The sequence below is a fragment of the Deltaproteobacteria bacterium genome (assembly GCA_009692615.1).
Taxonomy (GTDB): domain Bacteria; phylum Desulfobacterota; class Binatia; order UBA9968; family UBA9968; genus DP-20.
The window spans coordinates 1-17,783 of sequence record SHYW01000109.1; the positions used below are offsets into that span (position 1 = coordinate 1).

Below are 17,783 nucleotides of genomic sequence, written 5' to 3' on the forward strand. Positions count from 1 at the left end.
GACGCACACACTTGGCCTATATCGAACCAACTCCAACAAGGTGGGGTTCCGCTATGGCCAGGTTTCTAACTTACGACCTCAACCCAACGCACTACCCTGACATAATCGCGTTGCTGTTAACATGACATATTGACGTTGCCACGACACTCCATTTCGCCGACGGCGCGCGATTATGGCGCCAATCGCCATTCGATCCGCCACATGCCGCCGATTTTGGCGCAACACAACATAGTCGCTGGAGCGAATTCGCCGGTCGAGCCCGATGGGTTCTTGACCAGCAGAGCCGCAAGCCGGCCCATGAATGGCAGATGGCCCACCAACATGATCGATTGCTGCGCCGCTTCTAACTCAGCCTTGGCGATTTCCGGTTCGTCCTCGGGCAGCAACCCGGCGCTTTGGCAGATGCCTTGGGTCGGCGTCAAATAGCTCGATAATATCTCCGCGGTCTCACGCGCGCGCAAGATCCCCGAGTGGCGAATCTCCTCGACCTTGACGCCGCGGGCGAGCGCCATGCGCGCGATCGCGGCAACTTGGTCGCGTCCCCGTGCCGATAACGGCCGCTGCCCGTCCGAAAGTGCCGAAACCGCTTCGCCATGGCGGACTAAATAGAATTTCAAGGTGAGCCATCCTCGGGCAGTTATCGGCGAAATCTTTGCCGCTCAGTTCGCCCTCGCAAGCGCGCCAATTTCTTGTTGCAAAAAGTCGATGTTCGTATACTATGCCGACCAACGATTTGCAACTTTCTCAACAGCCAACGACCTCAACCGTGATCCAGTTTCGCCAAGTCAATAAATGGTTCGCCAAGCTGCATGTGCTCAACGATATCGATCTTACCGTTGACGCCGGCAACGTGGTGGTAGTTTGCGGCCCGAGCGGCAGCGGCAAAAGCACGCTGATTCGCTGCATCAACCGGCTCGAAACCATTCAATCCGGCGACATCGTCGTCGATGGCCTGTCGTTGTCAGACACGAAGCTCGATCCAGCCAAGCTTCGCGCCAACGTCGGCATGGTGTTTCAGTCGTTCAACCTCTATCCCCACATGACCGTGCTGGAAAATCTCACGTTGGCGCCAATCCGAGTGAAAGGTCTCAGCAAAATCGAAGCAGAGAACATTGCCGCCGGGCTTTTGGAACGGGTCGGCATCCCCGACAAAGCCGGCGCCTACCCGGCGAATCTTTCCGGCGGTCAGCAGCAACGGGTTGCCATCGCCCGCGCCCTGGCGATGAAACCCAAGATCATGCTGTTCGACGAGCCGACCTCGGCCCTCGATCCGGAAATGATCAACGAGGTTCTAGAAGTCATGACCGCACTCGCCAAGGACGGCATGACCATGATGGTGGTGACCCATGAAATGGGTTTTGCCCGGCGGGTCGCCCACCGAGTCGTCTTCATGGACCAGGGTAAGATCGTCGAAACCGCCGATCCGGAAACTTTTTTCGCCGCGCCGCAGTCGGCCCGAGCCCAACAGTTTTTAAGCAAGATACTTTCCCACTGAGGAGCAATTTATGAAACGATTTTTTCTATTTCTCATCGCGCTGACATTTGCCGTCACCGCAACCAGCGTGAGTTTCGCGCAAAGCACGCTCGACAAAATCGACAAGAGCGGGACTTTGATCATCGGCACACGCACCGGTTCGCCGCCCTTCGCCTTCGTCAACAAGAATAACGAGTGGGTCGGCTTCGCCATCGATTTGGTCGAACAGACGATCCTTCCCGGCCTGAGTAAAAAACTTAACAAACAGATCAAACTGGAGAAAAAAGAATCGACGGTGCCGACGCGCATTCCGCTGCTCACGTCGAATGCCGTGGACCTCATCGCCGAAACCATGACCGATACCCAGGTGCGCCGCGATCAAGTCGACTTTAGCCTGACCTTCTTCGTCACCGGCGCGCAATTTCTCGTGCGCAAAGGCAGCCCGATCAAAGGCATTCAGTCCATTGCCGGCAAGCGCATCGCCGCCCAGCAAGGCTCGACCAACGCCAAGATCATCCGCGAGAAAGTTCCCACTGCCAAATTGGTGGAGTTCCAAGACCAGCCGGCCGCCTTCCAAGCATTGTCCCAGCGCCAAGTCGAAGCCTACACCAACGACGGCATCCAACTCGCCGGCTTAAAAGCCAAAGCGGCGAAACCCGATGACTGGGTGGTTGCCGGCGATTTCTTTTCCTACGATCCCTACGGCCTGGCGATGCGCAAGAACGACTCCGATTTTCGTCAAGTGGTCAACGTCGGTCTGATGGACGCGATCTCCTCCGGCCTCTACTTCGATATCTACGAAAAATGGTTCGGCGCCAAAAGCGATGTCCCCTATCCGCTGACGCCGGAGAACAAGCGCTTCTTGCAGCTGCAAGTGGTGCCGAAATAAGGCAGGCAATGGGCACGAGGCAATAGGCAATAGTTAAGAAAATTCCTAAATTCGCTCGTCCTAACTATTGCCTAATGCCTGTTGCCTATTGCCTAGTTTGTAAATGAATTACCACTTCACCTGGAGCGTACTGTGGACCGGCCAATCGGGCGGCTGGCTGATCCAGGGAATTTTGACCACGCTGCATATCTTCGTTCTTGGGCTGCTGATTGCCGTCACTCTCGGCATCGTTGCCGGCGCGCTGCGCACCGTGCCGATTGCGCCGTTGCGCTGGCTTGCCAGCGCTTATGTGGAATTCTTTCGCAACGTGCCGTTGTTGGTCTGGATGTTTTTTTGGTACTTCGGCGTGCCGCCCTTGCTGCCGCAAGCGATGCAAGACTGGCTCTTCGATCATGGCGTCGAGTTTTGGGCCGCAGTATTCGCCATCGGCGTTTACCACGGCGCACGCTTTTCCGAGGTGATGCGCGCCGGCATTCAGTCAATCCCGAAGACCCAGTTGGAAGCCGCGCTATCCACCGGCCTGACCGTGATTCAGGCCTATCGCTTGATCATTATCCCCATCGCCCTGCGATTGATCATTCCGCCGGCGACCAATGAAACCGTCAATTTATTAAAAAACTCCTCGGTCGCGCTCACCATCGGCGTCGCCGAGTTAACTTTTCAAACCCGCCAGATCGAAACCTACACCGCCAAAGCCTTCGAAGCCTTGGCGGCGGGGACGATTATCTATTTAGTTCTCTGCCTCGCCATCGCCTCGATCATGGCCTACGTCGAACGGCGCGTCGCCATTCCTGGAATGATTACCCAAGGACAAAGCGGAGCCGTGTGAGATGGACTTTCAGGTCATCGCCAATAATTTTGTCTTCTTGATCGCCCAAGGTTTTTTTGGCGTCGGCACATTTACCGGCGGCACCCTGCGCTTGGCCGTCCCGGCGATCATTCTCGGCTCGATCCTCGGCATGTTCGTCGGCTTGGCGCGCTTGTCAGAGTCGCGCTGGCTTTCGGCACCGGCGAAAGTCTACGTCGAGTTTTTCCGCGGCGTGCCGCTGGTCATGGTGATCTTTTGGTTCTGGTTCATCATCCCAACCTTGGCCGGCAAATCCTTGCCCGAGTACGCCGTGGCGCTTACGGCCTTCGTCATTTTCGAAGCCGCCTATCTAGCGGAAATCGTCCGCGCCGGCATCCAATCCGTGCCGCGCGGCCAAGTCGAAGCCGCCACCGCCACCGGTCTCTCCAAGGGCCAACTGATGCGCCATGTGATTCTGCCCCAGGCCCTGCGCAACATGATCCCCGCCCTGGTCACACAATTTATCGTCCTGCTCAAAGACACATCTCTGGCGTCGATCATCGGCTACGTCGACCTGACCAAGGCGGCGCAAATCGTCAACAACCGCGAGATCCGCCCCTTCGAGCTCTATCTCTTCATCGCCGCGATCTACTGGCTGTGCAGTTACGCGATGTCGAGATATGCGGGCCGGCTTGAACGACAGCTAGCGACCCGCTAACTCCGTCAGAATTCGACAACCTCGTTTTCAACAACTAAATTTAACTTGACGCAATCATTGCGTACTTGCAGTATGGCGTCGGAAGGTCCGCAAACTCTATGCTCTTCCTCAAAAACACTCCCATCGATGAAATCCTCTCCCTCGGCGAAATGATCGAAACGATTGAAGATACGCTCAAAGAGATCGCTTCGGGCCGCGGCTTTGAGTTGCCGCGCCGGCGCATTCATCATCCCAACCGCATGATCTTCGGCATCCTGCCGGGCTCGGTGCACGGCGCCATGGGCGCTTATATTCAGACCGATTTGGACCGGCGCATTCATCACGAGAACGTGATGCTTTTCAGCGTCGAGAGCGGCGAGCCGCTGATTCTGTTCCAAGACTGTTCGATCAACGAGTTTCGCACCGGCGCCGCCGGCGCCATCGGGGCGAAATATCTCGCCCGCCAAGACGCCAGCCGGGTCGCCGTCTTGGGCAGCGCGGTACACGCCGAAACCCAGCTCAAAGCCCTGGCCGCCGTCAGAAAGTTGACAGCGGCCAAAGTTTTTAGCCCAACGCCAGAGAAGCGCGCGGCGTTCGCGAAAAAAATGGCTGGCGAATTAAATATTCCGGTCGACGCCGCCCAAAGCGCTGAAGAAGCGCTAACTGGCGCCGATGTCTTAATTACAGCGACAAATTCGCACGCGCCGGTCTTTGACGGCGCGAGTTTGCCGGAGGGAATTCATATTACCTCGATTGCCAACGGCGATAAGACGCGCACGCGCCAGGAGCTCGATGACACGACGCTGCGCCGGGCGGAGGCGATTTTCGTGACATCGAAAGAAACCGTGTGCGTCAACGAGAGCGATATCTTTCGCGCCGTGCGCGACCGGGTGATTTCGTGGGACAAAGTTTATGAGATCTCAAGCTTGCTCCTGGGCGAAACCGCCGGCCGCAGCGACGACCGGCAGATTACGCTGTTTAAATTGCAGGGCACCGGCATCATGGACGTGGCCGTGGGGTTCAAGGCTTACCAACGATTGAAAGATAGCGGGCGCGCGCAAACGCTTTGAGACAGGTAATCATCAGGAGCAGCAATGGCCCACTATGACATGTTAGTGATCGGTTCCGGCCCGGCCGGCCAGAAGGCGGCGATCCAAGCCGCCAAGGTCGGCAAGAAAGTCGCCGTCATCGAGCGCAAGAAAGTCGCTGGCGGCATCTGCATCAATGTCGGCACAATCCCCAGCAAATCGCTGCGCGAAGCGGTGATGTTTCTCTCCGGCGTGCGCCAGCGCAACCTTTACGGCGCCAGCTACCGAGTCAAAAAGGACATCGCCTTCGAGGATCTGGCGCGCAGCTGCGATCACGTGGTCAAGGCCGAACAGGAAGTGATTCAGAATCAATTGATCCGCAACTCGGTTGATTTTATCGTCGGCGCGGCATCCTTTGTCGAGCCGCACCGAATCGCCATCAAGCAGGAATCGGAACTGAACGAACATACCGCGGACTACATCGTCATCGCCTGCGGCACCGAATCGGCGCGCCCCGCGGACATCCCCTTCGACGGCACCTCGATCATCGACAGCGACGGCTTACTGTCGCTCAAGCAGTTGCCCAAGTCGATCACCATCGTCGGCGCCGGCGTCATCGGCTGCGAATACGCCTGCATCTTGGCGACGCTGGGAATACCGGTGGTGCTGGTGGAAAAGCGGCCACGCTTGTTGGAATTCGTCGACAGCGAGATCATCGAGTCGCTGCAATATCAAATGCGCAACATCGGCGTCACGCTGCGCTTCAACGAAGAAGTGGTCGGCGTGCAAAAGTCCGCCGACAACGCCGTGACGATCCATCTCAAAAGCGGCAAAAACATCGGCGCGCCGCTATTGATGTACAGTGTCGGCCGCATCGGCGCGACTAAAAGTCTCAACTTGGAAAGCATCGGCATCCAGGCCGACGAGCGCGGCCGCTTGAAAGTCAACGCCAACTATCAGACCGACATGTCCCATGTCTATGCCGTCGGCGATGTCGTCGGCTTTCCCGCCTTGGCCTCGACTTCCATGCAGCAAGGGCGCCATGCCGCCTGCCACGCTTTCGGCTTGAACTGCGAAACCTCGACGCACTTATTGCCCTACGGCATTTACACGATACCGGAAATGTCCATGGTCGGACGCAACGAAGACGACCTTACGCGCGACGGCGTTCCCTATGAGATCGGCGTCGCGCGCTACCGCGAGATCGCCCGCGGCCAAATCATCGGCGACACGGTCGGCATGCTCAAGCTGCTGTTTCATAGTGAAACCAGAGCGCTCCTCGGCGTCCATGTGATCGGCGAAGGCGCCACGGAACTGGTCCACATCGGCCAAGCGGTCATGGCCCACGGCGGCAAACTCGACTACTTCGTCGACACGGTTTTCAATTATCCAACCTTGGCGGAATGCTACAAAGTCGCGGCGCTGGCCGCGCTCAATAAATTTTCAAACAATGGCGCAGCGAGCCAATGTGCCCTGCTGTAACCCCGGCCTGCTGTCAGTTGTGCGTGGAAATTTTTTCCGGACGAATCTTGTAGATCACCCGCGCTTCCCCCGGCCGATGATAGGGATACTTGTCCAGCCCCAAATATTTTTTTGCGAGCTTATCTATATGCTCGTTAGCGCCCGCTTGGGTAATTTCCACCACCTCGCCTAAAATCGAAATGTAGCGATAGGGATCGTCGGGATCGAGGATCGACAGCGCGACCCGCTTGTCACGCCGCAAGTTTCTATCTTTGACCCGGCCGGTGGCCGAATTGACCAGCACGTCAGTGCCGTCGAAATCGATCCAAACCGGCGTCACTTGCGGCGAACCATCCGCCATCGTGGTCGCCAAGTGGGCGAAGGATTTTTTGCTGAACAGCTCGACAAAATTTTCCGGAATTTTTGCGTTCATCATGTCATTCCAAACAATCAACAAAAATAATTCGCCAGCTCGCCGATGCCATCGATCATAAAGTCCGGCTTGGCGGCGACCAGAGCGTCGCGATTGCCCAAACCATAGGTCACAGCGCAAGTGATGACGCCGGCGCGCTTGCCGGCTTCGATGTCGGTGTCGCCGTCGCCGACCATCAAAGCGTTCGAAGCCGCGACGTTAAATTTTTGTAGCGCGAATTGTAACAGCGCCGGATGGGGTTTCTTTTCCGCCGCGCTGTCGCCGCCGAGAATGTCATCGAAGTCATCCGCCACCCCCAAGCCGCGCACCATTGCCACGGTAAGCCGGTGCAGCTTGTTGCTGACCACCAGACGCCGCTTGCCGCGAAAGTAATCCAAGATTTCATAGACCCCGGCATAGAGCTCGGTGCGGTCGAGCAGATGGTTTTCGTAATGGGCGAGAAACACCCGCATCACTTCGGGGAAATCATCGGCGCCTTCCTCCGGCAAAGAGTGCTGGAGCAAATGCTCGACGCCGCGGCCGACGTTGGCGTAGACCAATTTCTCCGGCAGCGGCGCCAACTGGAAATGAGCCCGGGTGAAATTAACCGAGTCGGCCAAATCATGGCCGGTATCCGCCAACGTGCCATCGAGATCGAACATCACTAGCTCAATCGACTTTTTCATCAGCGCCGATTGAAGTGGAATTCCGCCGGGAAGTCAACGCGGCGCCTTTGTTTCGCCCTGGCGCCTGTTGTACTGTGAGGCGAAACAGTCGCAGCTCATCGGAGGTTCCCCGTGAAGAAGCCCTTACAATTTTTTTTCTCCTGCGCCGCGATCTTGGCGATGGCCGAATCCTGCCTCGCCGTGGATAAGATCAACACCGCCTATATCTCGACCACGCCGGGCTCGTCGTCGGTGCTTTGGGTCGCCAAGGAAACGAGAATTTTCGACAAGCATGGCATCGACGCGACGGTCATATTCATTTCCGGCAGCGTGCGCGGCATTCAATCGATTCTCGCCGGCGAAATTGCCATCGGCGAAGGCGGCGGTCCCGGCTTGGCGAGCGCGCGGCTTGCCGGCGGCGATGTCGTCGCGGTGGCTGGTAACATCAACGTATTGCCCTATTATTTAGTCTCGCAACCGAGCATCAAGCGCCCGGAAGATTTGCGCGGCAAGATCGGCGGCACGCATATCGCCGGAACGACGGCGGAGTTCGCGCTCAAAGTCGGTTTGAAGAAAATCGGCCTCGATCCGTTGAAGGACACTAACCTGCGCGTCATCGGCGGCGCCATCGAGCGCATGGTGGCGCTGCAAAAAGGCATCGTCAATTTCACCGTGGTCACCGAAGCCGGCAAAGCGATGGCCGAGAAGCTCGGCTATCCAACGGTCGTCGACATGGTCGCGCTGCAGATTCCGTTTCCACAAAACGGCATCTACACGTCGACCAAACTAACGCGAGAGAATCCCGACTTCGTGCGCCGCTATCTGCGCGCGTACATCGAGGCGATCCACTTTTTTAAAACCCACAAGGAAGACACCATGCGCATCATGCGCAAATACTCCCGCGTCGACGACCGCAAAATTCTCGAAGAAGCCTGGGACTGGCACGCCAAGTTCATGCCCGAAGCCCCCTACGCGCCGGTGGAAGGCTATCAGCTGGTACTCCAAGACATGGCCGAGAAAAATCCCAAAGCCGCCCAGGCCAACGTCAAGGAAATGATCGATTCGCGCTTCGTGAAAGAGATGGAAGATTCAGGATTTATCAAAGCGCTCTATAAGAAGTAGGGCTTCGATGGTGGTGAATTTCGAACCACTGGGAATAATCACCATGCTCATCGCCGCATTCCTCCCTCTCCCGCCTGCGGGAGAGGGCTGGGGTGAGGGTCGAACGCAATACACCGCCTTAGAGCTTCTCCCGCGACGCCTGCAACACTTGATGCATCGGCTCGATGTCGATGACCAGCGCCGACAATTGTAACTTTTCATCGCGCAGCGCTTGCGGCACCTGTCCCATGACATCTGCTTCGAGCACATGATAGACGGGAATCTTCAGCGCCACGCCGGCTAACGGCCCCGCGTAACTCGGATCGCCATGGGTCACCGTTTCGGCGAACACTTCGACGCCGTTGGCTTCGCCGTTGCCCAACACCACGGTTAGATTTTCCGGACCATACTGGTCCGCCAGGCGCTTGATGACTCCTTGGTTCTCAAAGTTCATCGCGCCCGCGGCGGTTCAAACAAAGCACTCGGTGGCTTGAAAGACGACCTCGTAGCCCGCGCCTTCGAGACATTCCGCGATCACCGGCCCGGTGACCCCGTCCCGCTCGCCGATGGCGATGATTTTTTTTCCTCTAAGCATTCGACCTCCATTTAGGTGATTCGGATTTTATCTCGCCAAGTCGCCAAGACGCAAAGTTTAAGAAATTTAGACGAAGAAAACTTCATTTATGAATTCTCCGAGCTTGGCGTCTTTGCGCCTTTGCGAGAGATATCATTTTCCGATTCTTCCATTATTCTGATGCTAGACCTCATTACGATCGACCAGAAACGAGCAGCCATCCGACAACTGCGTCATGCGGCCGAGAAACAAACTGCCTTTGGCCATCAACAGCGCATTGCGAATCGCGCCGCTTTCCAGCGCCGCCTTGGCGTGGCCCAAGTAAACGATCGCCGACGGAATATGTCCTTGCGTCGGTGCATAGCCTAACATGCCGCGCGTGCGGACGAAATCTTCCATCTGGTTCTTCTGAATCTGCCCGCGCATGACTGCTAGAGCCGCGAGAGTTAAATAATTTGTCCGTGGCACATCGCCGCTGCCCGACGGCACAGTAATCTCGGGATTGTGCAGTTCGACGCCGTAGCGGTCGACATCGGTTAATTTCATGCCGAGCTTGGCCAGCGGCTTCTCGGCGAGTTCCTCCGCCATCGCTTGCGGCGAGCCGCCCGCGCGCACCGGATGAAACGCCGCGGAGTCCAGCCGCATGCAAACCTGCCCCGGTTTCGCCGCGCTGAGGATCACCGCGAAACTGCCGAGCATATCTTCGAGCACCGGCATACTTTTTTTCAAATGCGATTCGAACTTCATGCCAAGCTTGGCCAACGAGCCGCCGGCGACAACGGCAACCCGTTTTGCCACACCGGCCTGAATCATGCTCGCGCCCTGCACCAACGCGTACATCGGCCCGGCGCAGAACGCTTTGACATCGCACCCTGAAGCATTGCCGCAGCCGACATCTTCGGCGATCGCCTTGGCGAGATTGCCGCCGCCGCGGTTGTAGCGATCGCCCACCGCTTCTTCCGAACAGCTGATGACGAAATCGATATCGTTGGCGTCAAGCGCCAACTGCTTGAGCACCAAGCGCAACGCATGCGCGGCGGAAACCTTACCGCACAAATTTTCCAGCAATACTTCGGCGGCGAGACTAGCATCTTCTTCGTGCGCCGCCTCAAACGCACCGACCAACTGAGTGCCGGAATAAAGCGGCAGCGCGCCTTTATCGCAGAGAGTTTGAATTTCGCCGAGCGGTTTGAAGCGCGCCGCGCGGCCGATGGAATGTTTCGCCGCGTGCGCCTGAAACCATTTCTCCTCGAAGGAAATCAGATCGAACTGATCCGCGCCGGCGAGCAGAGCGTAGCACTGATTCTGATCGACTAAGTCGCCGAAGCGCCCCTGCGCCGTCGCCCCTTCGATTAGCTTCTCGTACCAAGGCTGCGGCAAATCGCGCAGCTTCTCCGGCGCGATGTTGCCGATATAAACCTGATGCGGCGCATAAGCCGTCGCCGCCGGAAAATCGCGCAAGCGTTTCGCCAACTCCGCGCCCAACCCCGGCTGCACCCGCAACTCGCGCAACGGCTTCGAACCGAAGCGGACTAAATCCGGCACATGGGTCAAGGAATACGAAACGCCTTCAATGCCGACACGATTGGGTTTTGCTGATTGCTGCATTCGATGAATCCAGTGCTGTAGTCGAGCTGCGTTTAAACGAATGATGCTATTTGGCTTTCAGAGGAAACCGTTCGGGATGGGCGATGATTTCTTCGCTCAAATCGACATCGAGATCCGGCCAATAGAAGTGGCCCGGCGTGGGCTCTTCGACGTTTAGAATTTTCCCCACTGGCGCATCCATAAACCAAGGAAAATGTTCATAGGACATGAACAACTCGTGGTCGCCGGCCAACAACCAGACGCCATGATTTGAAACATGAGTAACTTCAACCGGGGAAGTGTTCTTCCCAAGCGCGCTTAAGCTCATCGTAGTGCTCCTCGATAATCTGCTCGATCTCCGCAAGTTGGCTGCGTGACAATCCAAAATCTTTTGTAGGGGCCGACCTGCGTGTCGGCCCTCCGAACGGGCGGACAATGGAGCGCGGACATTCTTGTCCGCGGTTAATCGCGGGTTGGAAGACCCGCGCTCCCTTATCCGCCCCTACCATCGCGGACACCTGTTTCAGCCTGAGACTGATCAGCCAAAGGCTGAGCCGTCTTCACCGTATCACCCGATCCGCCCGCACCAGCACATTCGGCTCAACCGTCACGCCGATCTGCTTCGCGGCTATCAGATTGATCACGAACTCAAACCTCATCGGCTGCTCGACTGGAATCTCGGCGGGCTTTGTTCCCTTCAAAATCTTGTCGACAAAGTCAGCGGCGTGTAGCTCATCAAGCCGCCGGCGTCAACAAACTCACTGTTTGTGTACATCGCCGGCAACCGGTTCTTTGCCGCGAAGTCCAACACTTGACGTTGCTGATCATTGAAAAGTGGACTTACGGTCGTAATGAGCGCCTGGGCGCCTTCCCTTTTCGCTCGCGCAAATGCGCCTTCAAAATCGTCAAGGCTTCGCACCTCAAGCGATAGAAGTTTGACTCCCAACGCCTTGGCCGCAGCCTCCATTTCTGTGAGGGTCGAGTTTCCCCTCGTGCTACCCGGTGACCAGAGGAAGGCCACCCGGGCAATCTTAGGGAAGGCTTCCTTGAGCAGTTCCAACCGTTTGCCATCTAGATCCGGCGCCATCAGGCTCAGTCCGGTGATAGTCCCGCCTGGTCGCGCCAGGCTGGAAACGAGCCCAGTTCCTACTGGATCGGCAGCAGTAGCGAATACGATGGGAATTGTCGCGCTCGCCTTTTTAGCAGCTAAAATAGCCGGTCCGGCGGCGGTGACGATGACGTCAACTTTGAGACCGACCAGCTCGGCGGCAAGGTCGGGCAACCTTTCGAGTTTCCCATCTGCATATCGGTACTCAATGACAATTTTTTTCCCGTCGACATAGCCAAGCTCGCGCAGCCGTCGGCGCAATGCTTCGACCCGGACCGAATAGGAGGCCGCGGAGGACGGGATCAGAATTCCTATCCGGGGAATTCTCGCCGCCTGCTGCGCCCGAGCTGCAACGGGCAGAGCCAAGAGCATCGAGCAAAAAGTTCGCCGAGTGATTTCTTTATGCATCAGTGTCTCCGCTTCTTCTTCCTCTCCCTCTGGGAGAGAGCCTGTCCTGAGCCAAGTCGAAGGAATAGAGGTGAGGGCTTGTAGGGGCGACGGCGGTCGCCCACACCCTCACCCTAACCCTCTCCCGCAAGCGGGCGAGGGAATCGGAGCCGCAGACGGAAATCCAAAATTGATCTGCCTATTGCCCATTGCCTCGTGCCTGTTGCCTTTCTAGCCCGTGAAGCTGTGATGTTTCAAGAACAGCTCGGCATCGCCGGCCGCGAAGAAAACCAATCTTACTTCCTCGATCGATTGATCGGCGAGCAAAAACTGTTCGATCGTTCGCGACGAGACCTTGGCCGCTTCGCTCAGGGGATAACCGTACACGCCGGTAGAGACCGCCGGGAAGGCAATTGACTTGAGTCCATGCTCGACGGCGAGACTTAATGAATTGAAATAGCAGGCGACCAATAGCTCCGCTTTGTCCGCGCCGCCGCGGCCGTAAACCGGGCCGACAGTGTGAATGACATGCTTCGCCGGCAATTTGCCGCCGGTGGTGATCACCGCCTGTCCCGTGGGTAATCCATCGGGATACTGCGTGCGGCGAATTTCTTTGCATGCCGCCAAAATCTCCGGCCCGCCGGCGCGATGAATCGCGCCGTCCACACCGCCGCCACCCAACAGCGTGCTATTCGCCGCATTGACGATGGCGTCGACTTTTTCTTTGGTGATGTCGCCGACCTTGATCGCCACCCGGCCAGCTAGAAAAGTTTTTACCGCCGTCATCATCTCTCCTGGGTTGTATTACGATCGTCTAAAGTTTGCGAGTCGGAAGGGCAACCACTGGGGGTTGCCCCTACACATCCGATTCCATTCTGCGAACTTTGCGTTCTTTGCGGCTGACACTCCGAATCCGAGCCGGGGCCGGTCGCGACCGGCCCCTACATAACCTTTGCGGCTAATTTCATTCTTCGCAAGCTCGATCGCGCTTGACTCCGGCGGCGCAATCGAGCCAAAGTACCAGCCGATTCCAGCTCAACGGCGCGAGGCTTTCGATGATCGTCAACTGTGTCGCCTATCAAAACGGCCAGCGGCTCACCAACATACCGGTGAGCGACATCCATTCTTATATTTCGCAAACCGATTGCTTCGTCTGGGTCGCGCTCAACGACGCGACGCCGGAAGAGATCCAGGCGATGCAAGAGGAATTCGGTCTCCACGATCTCGCCCTGGAAGATGCTCAGCACGGCCACGAACGGCCCAAGCTCGAAGAATACGACGGCTTTCTATTTGCCGTCTTGCAGATGATCGAACGGAGCGGCGACCAGTTGAACGTCGGCGAGGTCGGCATCTTCGGCGGCGCCAATTATGTCCTGTCGGTGCGCTCCCGCGCCGAACGCGGATTCACCGAGGTCCGCGCCCGCTGCGAGCGCGAGCCTGAACTGCTGCGCCACGGTTCGGGCTACGTGCTCTACGCCCTGATGGACGTGGTGGTGGACCGTTATTTTCCGATTCTCGACGAACTGGAAACCGAGATCGAAAACATCGAAGACCGCATGTTCGCCAACCAGAGCGCCAGAGAGAACATCGAAGCGCTCTACGATTTGAAGCGCAAACTGATGATCCTCAAACATGCCACCGAGCCTTTGCTCGAAGCCACCGGCAAACTCTTCGGCGGCCGGGTACCCCAGCTGGCGATCGGGCTGCAAGATTATTTCCGCGATATTTACGACCATCTCCAACGCTTGCACCAGTCCATCGACAGCCTGCGCGACATGGTGACCACGGCAATCTCAGTGGCGATCTCACTGATTACGATTCAAGAAAACGAAGTAACCAAACAGCTCGCCGCCTACGGCGCATTGATCGCCGTGCCGACGCTGATCGCGGGGATTTATGGCATGAACTTCCAGCACATGCCGGAACTCAACTCGCCGCTGGGCTATCCGCTGACACTAGCTGGGATGCTCGCCATCGATCTCTATATGTTCACGCGCTTTCGCAAAGCCAAGTGGATCTAGCCCAGCGGCGTTAGATTTTTCAGCGCCGGCAATAGCTCGCCGTAGCTGTGAATCAGCGCCTTCGGCTGGGCCGCGCGCAACGTCGCTTCGTCGTTGTAAGAATGCTCGGTCGAAAGCGCGATGGTGATCACTTCGAGAGCAGTCTCGCCGACTTTGCAGCCATCGGCGTTGTTGCCGGCCTTGATATAGCTCGCCGTGCCGCTCAGAAGAATCAGCCGCAGCTGTTTGGCGGCGTGCTTGCGGTAGAGATGATAGAAACCTTGTTCCTTGGCGTAGTAAGTTTCTTCTCGGTCGACGATCTCCTCGAAATAATCGCCGATGCCGACCTTCTGCATCGCCTGATGCTTGTAGCGCCGCCCGCCGGTGGTGATCAAAACGTTGCGCAAACCCGCGGCCCGAGTCTCATTCAACGACGCTTCAATGCCGGCGATGAAATCCGGCGGATTGACGTCGTAGCCATGCTGGCGCGCGATCTCCAAAGCGACCCGGCGAATCTCCACGCGCTTGGCTTCGTTGAACGGCAGATTGCGATCCTTGGCGAACTCATCGGCAAAAATATGCGGAATCAAAAACAGATCGAAGGGTCCGTCGGCGATCTTGCGCAACTGCTCGAAACTCAGCGGCGGCAGGTTGTAGCGTGGCAGCAGTTCGTTAGTGATGACGTGGACGCGCTGAATGTCGGTCTCCACGGTATCGGACATGGTGCGAACGAGAAAAGTTTCACTTGCCATAACGCTGCCCTCCACGGCAATGCTCAAGCTCAAATAATTCCAAATTCCATATTACAAATTTAAAATTGATCGAAAGGCTCCGAGATCTGGAATCTGGAATCGCTAGTCCTCAAACGGCAACTTATGTTTGCGCGCCGAATTGCACGCCTTGCAGCTCGGCACTAAATTCCCCTTGGTCGACTTGCCGCCGCGGACGACGGGAACCAGATGATCCATGGTCAACTGCGCCGGCGCGAACTTGCCGCCGCAGTGATGGCAAATCCCCGTCGCGCGCGTGCGCTTCCACCATTGGCTGGCGCGCAGCTCACGCGCCTTTTGCCGCTCGCGGCTGATTTGCTCCTCGGAAACTTCGACCAAAAACGGCAACGGTTCCATTTTCTCTCGTCTCTGTCTCTACTTGTACCACCGTTTGAGATTCTTCAGATAAATCCCGAAGCCCAGGGCGACGATGAAATACAAAGCGCTACGCCACACCGCCCAGCTGTCGCCGGCGCTCGAATAGTTGCGATACTCCCAGCCGGCGAAAAAAACGAAGAAGAGCACTGCGCTGGTGATGAGAATCTTGTGTGCGGTCAAAAGTTTCATCGTCGTTGGCTTCAATCAATCACAGGCGACGCGGCCAGTGCAAGCCGAAGGCGCGGCAAATCGTTGCCAGCCGACAAGTTCATGGTATAGGATTGCGATTATATTCTCAGGAGAACGAAGCATGAACAAACAAACCGTGGCCACCGACAAAGCGCCCAAAGCCATCGGCCCCTATGAGCAAGCGATCAAGATCGGCGATTTCGTCTACGCCTCTGGACAAATTCCCCTCGATCCCAAAACCGGTAACCTGATCGCCGGCGCCATCGCCGAACAAACCCGCCAGGTAATGGAAAATCTCAAAGCGGTCGTCGAAGCCGCCGGCTCGTCCCTCGATCGCGTCGTCAAAGCCACGGTGTTTTTAAAAAACATCGCCGACTTCGCGGCGATGAACGAAGTCTACGCCGAATATCTAGGCCAAGCGAAACCGGCGCGCTCGACGGTCGCCGTCGCAGACCTGCCGCGCGGCGCGCTGGTGGAGATCGATCTTATCGCCACATTGTAAGTAACCTGCGACTAGTTTCGCCTCCTGGGCTCGTTGAATAAGTTCAGCCATCCGAATCTTTCCTCCCTTTGGAAAAGGGAGGTTAGGAGGGATTTTTCCGGCGACGCAAAGACAAATCCCCCTTTCGTCCCCCTTTTTCAAAGGGGGATTCGATTACGGTCGCTATTAAAGACGAAAATCGAATTGGTCAGGAAAATAAAATCTACACCCCTATCACCAATCGCAACAAACTCTGCAGTACCAACTTGCCGACCGCGCTGAGGCTTTTCTCAACCAAGTCGTCAGCCTCGGCCTCGCCGTGGGGAAAAGCATAGATGCCTCGCGTACCGGTGACGATCCACGACTTCGGATTCTGATAAACGCTCGGCAACTTGGCGACGATCCCAGCCGGACCGAGCTTCTGCGCCCTGGTTTGTTTCTGAAATTCTTTGTAGCGGCGAAACTGGCCGCGGTTTAGCCAGATGCCGTCGCACCGATGGCAGCGCTGCAATTGAATCTCCTTCGGCAAGATCGGCTCGGCGAAAACATGCAGCGCCGCCGTGCAGCGCGGGCAATAAAGCGGCTTGTGCGTCAGCGCGGTCGAATCGTGCAACAATTCTTGATTTAACGGATCGATTCTCGCCGCCTCATCGGGGTCGACGGGAAACAGCTCCCACTTATCGCACCAGATGCCGCCGCAGGTGGAGCACTGATCGAGAACGATCAGCTGACCGGGATTGGCCCGCACCGTGACCTCGTTCATCGTGCGTTTACATTGTGGGCAACGGATCATGTGAAATCACTTCGGCGCATGCAATCGTTGAACGGATGAATGTGCAACACCGGCCATTTGATAGAGCAGTTGGATCCGGCGCTCGATCGGCGGATGGGTCGCCAAAAGATCGGCCAGGCCGCCATCTCGTTCGTCGACATTGCGGCGCAGCGGATTGGCGATGAATAAATGTGCCGTGCCGCGGGTCGCTTTGTGAAACGGCATCGCCGCGTCGCGGATTTTTTCCAGCGCGTGGGCCAGGCCGAGCGGATTGCGGGTAAATTCAACAGCGCAAGCATCGGCCAAATATTCGCGCTGGCGCGACACCGCCATCGCCATCAAGCGTGAGATCAGCGGCGATAGCGCCACGAGTATCAACGCCGGGAAAGCCAGCCAAGAACTGCCGCTGCTCGACCGACGCGAATAACGCGAGCTAAACGCCGAGCGCTGCGCCCAGTCGGCGAGCAGCGCGATGCCGCCCAAAAGAATGCTCACCAACACCATCACCATCGTGTCGTGATTGCGGATATGCGCCATCTCGTGCGCCACCACACCTTGGGTTTCCTCGCGATCGAGCAGCGCCAACAATCCGGTGGTGACGCAGAGCGCCGACGATTTTTCATCTTTGCCGGTGGCGAAAGCGTTGGGCGCGGGATCGTAGGTGACGTATATTTTTGGCATCGGACAGCCCGACGCCAGCGCCATTTCCGTGACCAAGTTGTGGAGTTCGCGGTGCTCGGGAATTTTGCCGTCCAACGGTTCGGCGCCCACCGAGGCGAGCACCCAATCGGCGCCATACTAAAATCCCGAGAGCGTCATGATCGTCGAGAAGCCCAGCGCCGACAAGGTCGCGATCGGCAGCGGCGCGCCGTCGGGGTGTTGTAGCAAAGTGATTATGTCAGGGGTTAACGGCAACGTAATTATGTCAGGGTGGAAGGATGACAACCCTGACAATGAAAGACGAGAAACGACTAGACGTAATTCAACGAGTATATCGCAGCGAGATCACCGTGGTTGAGGCCG

Annotated in this window: 24 protein-coding genes; 9 read left to right on the plus strand and 15 right to left on the minus strand. The window is 57.1% G+C overall.

Features of this window, described 5'->3' with window-relative positions; all coding sequences use genetic code 11:
* Positions 1–170: 170 nt before the first annotated feature.
* Positions 171–650 carry a phosphohistidine phosphatase SixA gene (sixA, locus tag EXR70_20595; protein ID MSP40894.1) on the minus strand — a complete coding sequence of 160 codons (480 nt, stop codon included), beginning with the start codon at positions 648–650 and terminating at the stop codon, positions 171–173.
* 116 nt (positions 651–766) lie between these two features.
* Between sixA and EXR70_20600 the strand changes: the two genes are divergently transcribed.
* The 6 genes from EXR70_20600 (at position 767) to EXR70_20625 (ending at position 6,357) form a co-directional block, all read left to right on the plus strand.
* Positions 767–1,495: an amino acid ABC transporter ATP-binding protein gene (locus EXR70_20600; protein ID MSP40895.1), complete on the plus strand. Its 729-nt coding sequence runs from the start codon at positions 767–769 to the stop codon at positions 1,493–1,495.
* Between the two features lie 10 nt (positions 1,496–1,505).
* Positions 1,506–2,363, plus strand: a complete 858-nt coding sequence (locus EXR70_20605) for a transporter substrate-binding domain-containing protein (protein ID MSP40896.1) — start codon at positions 1,506–1,508, stop codon at positions 2,361–2,363.
* Between the two features lie 103 nt (positions 2,364–2,466).
* A complete protein-coding gene (locus EXR70_20610) occupies positions 2,467–3,192 on the plus strand; it encodes an amino acid ABC transporter permease (protein ID MSP40897.1) in 726 nt (241 codons plus the stop codon).
* A 1-nt stretch (position 3,193) separates the two neighbouring features.
* On the plus strand, positions 3,194–3,868 hold the full coding sequence (locus tag EXR70_20615) for an amino acid ABC transporter permease (protein ID MSP40898.1): 675 nt from the start codon (positions 3,194–3,196) through the stop codon (positions 3,866–3,868).
* A 98-nt stretch (positions 3,869–3,966) separates the two neighbouring features.
* The gene (locus EXR70_20620) at positions 3,967–4,917 is read left to right on the plus strand and encodes an ornithine cyclodeaminase family protein (GenBank protein MSP40899.1); all 951 of its coding nucleotides are present in this window, start codon (positions 3,967–3,969) and stop codon (positions 4,915–4,917) included.
* Positions 4,918–4,941: 24 nt separating this feature from the next.
* Positions 4,942–6,357: a Si-specific NAD(P)(+) transhydrogenase gene (locus tag EXR70_20625; GenBank protein ID MSP40900.1), complete on the plus strand. Its 1,416-nt coding sequence runs from the start codon at positions 4,942–4,944 to the stop codon at positions 6,355–6,357.
* A gap of 13 nt (positions 6,358–6,370) precedes the next feature.
* Here the strand turns inward: EXR70_20625 and EXR70_20630 are convergent, their stop codons facing one another.
* Both EXR70_20630 and EXR70_20635 read right to left on the minus strand, forming a co-directional pair.
* On the minus strand, positions 6,371–6,769 hold the full coding sequence (locus tag EXR70_20630) for a PPOX class F420-dependent oxidoreductase (protein ID MSP40901.1): 399 nt from the start codon (positions 6,767–6,769) through the stop codon (positions 6,371–6,373).
* Positions 6,770–6,786: 17 nt separating this feature from the next.
* On the minus strand, positions 6,787–7,434 hold the full coding sequence (locus EXR70_20635; protein MSP40902.1) for an HAD family hydrolase: 648 nt from the start codon (positions 7,432–7,434) through the stop codon (positions 6,787–6,789).
* 111 nt (positions 7,435–7,545) lie between these two features.
* Between EXR70_20635 and EXR70_20640 the strand changes: the two genes are divergently transcribed.
* The gene (locus EXR70_20640) at positions 7,546–8,535 is read left to right on the plus strand and encodes an ABC transporter substrate-binding protein (protein MSP40903.1); all 990 of its coding nucleotides are present in this window, start codon (positions 7,546–7,548) and stop codon (positions 8,533–8,535) included.
* Positions 8,536–8,653: 118 nt separating this feature from the next.
* Here the strand turns inward: EXR70_20640 and EXR70_20645 are convergent, their stop codons facing one another.
* The 7 genes from EXR70_20645 to EXR70_20675 form a co-directional block, all read right to left on the minus strand.
* Entirely contained in the window at positions 8,654–9,109 is a 456-nt protein-coding gene (locus EXR70_20645) for a glycine/sarcosine/betaine reductase complex selenoprotein A (GenBank protein ID MSP40904.1), read from the minus strand.
* A 162-nt stretch (positions 9,110–9,271) separates the two neighbouring features.
* Entirely contained in the window at positions 9,272–10,696 is a 1,425-nt protein-coding gene (locus EXR70_20650) for a glycine reductase (protein ID MSP40905.1), read from the minus strand.
* A 46-nt stretch (positions 10,697–10,742) separates the two neighbouring features.
* Positions 10,743–11,003, minus strand: a complete 261-nt coding sequence (locus tag EXR70_20655) for a DUF2442 domain-containing protein (protein ID MSP40906.1) — start codon at positions 11,001–11,003, stop codon at positions 10,743–10,745.
* Complete coding sequence (locus EXR70_20660) at positions 10,963–11,112, minus strand: DUF4160 domain-containing protein (protein MSP40907.1); 150 nt, start codon at positions 11,110–11,112, stop codon at positions 10,963–10,965. The genes EXR70_20655 and EXR70_20660 overlap by 41 nt, the downstream gene beginning before the upstream one ends.
* A gap of 123 nt (positions 11,113–11,235) precedes the next feature.
* Positions 11,236–11,379 (minus strand): hypothetical protein, encoded by a 144-nt coding sequence (locus EXR70_20665; GenBank protein ID MSP40908.1) that lies wholly within the window; start codon positions 11,377–11,379, stop codon positions 11,236–11,238.
* Entirely contained in the window at positions 11,373–12,191 is an 819-nt protein-coding gene (locus EXR70_20670; protein ID MSP40909.1) for an ABC transporter substrate-binding protein, read from the minus strand. Before EXR70_20670 ends, EXR70_20665 begins: the two co-directional genes overlap by 7 nt.
* A 210-nt stretch (positions 12,192–12,401) precedes the next feature.
* Positions 12,402–12,959 carry an O-acetyl-ADP-ribose deacetylase gene (locus tag EXR70_20675; GenBank protein ID MSP40910.1) on the minus strand — a complete coding sequence of 186 codons (558 nt, stop codon included), beginning with the start codon at positions 12,957–12,959 and terminating at the stop codon, positions 12,402–12,404.
* A 266-nt stretch (positions 12,960–13,225) separates the two neighbouring features.
* Between EXR70_20675 and corA the strand changes: the two genes are divergently transcribed.
* Positions 13,226–14,191 carry a magnesium/cobalt transporter CorA gene (gene corA / locus EXR70_20680; protein ID MSP40911.1) on the plus strand — a complete coding sequence of 322 codons (966 nt, stop codon included), beginning with the start codon at positions 13,226–13,228 and terminating at the stop codon, positions 14,189–14,191.
* Here corA and EXR70_20685 read toward each other — a convergent pair.
* The 3 genes from EXR70_20685 to EXR70_20695 all read right to left on the minus strand — a co-directional run bounded on the left by EXR70_20685 (position 14,188) and on the right by EXR70_20695 (position 15,507).
* Positions 14,188–14,922, minus strand: a complete 735-nt coding sequence (locus EXR70_20685) for an HAD family hydrolase (GenBank protein ID MSP40912.1) — start codon at positions 14,920–14,922, stop codon at positions 14,188–14,190. The genes corA and EXR70_20685 overlap by 4 nt on opposite strands.
* A 102-nt stretch (positions 14,923–15,024) precedes the next feature.
* Positions 15,025–15,297: an HNH endonuclease gene (locus EXR70_20690; GenBank protein MSP40913.1), complete on the minus strand. Its 273-nt coding sequence runs from the start codon at positions 15,295–15,297 to the stop codon at positions 15,025–15,027.
* An 18-nt stretch (positions 15,298–15,315) separates the two neighbouring features.
* Positions 15,316–15,507, minus strand: a complete 192-nt coding sequence (locus EXR70_20695; protein MSP40914.1) for a hypothetical protein — start codon at positions 15,505–15,507, stop codon at positions 15,316–15,318.
* A gap of 121 nt (positions 15,508–15,628) precedes the next feature.
* On the opposite strand from EXR70_20695, the gene EXR70_20700 reads away from it, so the two are divergent.
* Positions 15,629–16,009, plus strand: coding sequence for a RidA family protein (locus EXR70_20700; protein ID MSP40915.1), 381 nt, complete (start codon positions 15,629–15,631; stop codon positions 16,007–16,009).
* Positions 16,010–16,211: 202 nt separating this feature from the next.
* Here EXR70_20700 and EXR70_20705 read toward each other — a convergent pair whose 3' ends face one another.
* Both EXR70_20705 and EXR70_20710 read right to left on the minus strand, forming a co-directional pair.
* Positions 16,212–16,781 carry a hypothetical protein gene (locus EXR70_20705; protein ID MSP40916.1) on the minus strand — a complete coding sequence of 190 codons (570 nt, stop codon included), beginning with the start codon at positions 16,779–16,781 and terminating at the stop codon, positions 16,212–16,214.
* A gap of 6 nt (positions 16,782–16,787) precedes the next feature.
* Positions 16,788–17,543, minus strand: a complete 756-nt coding sequence (locus EXR70_20710) for a hypothetical protein (GenBank protein ID MSP40917.1) — start codon at positions 17,541–17,543, stop codon at positions 16,788–16,790.
* Positions 17,544–17,783 lie beyond the last annotated feature (240 nt).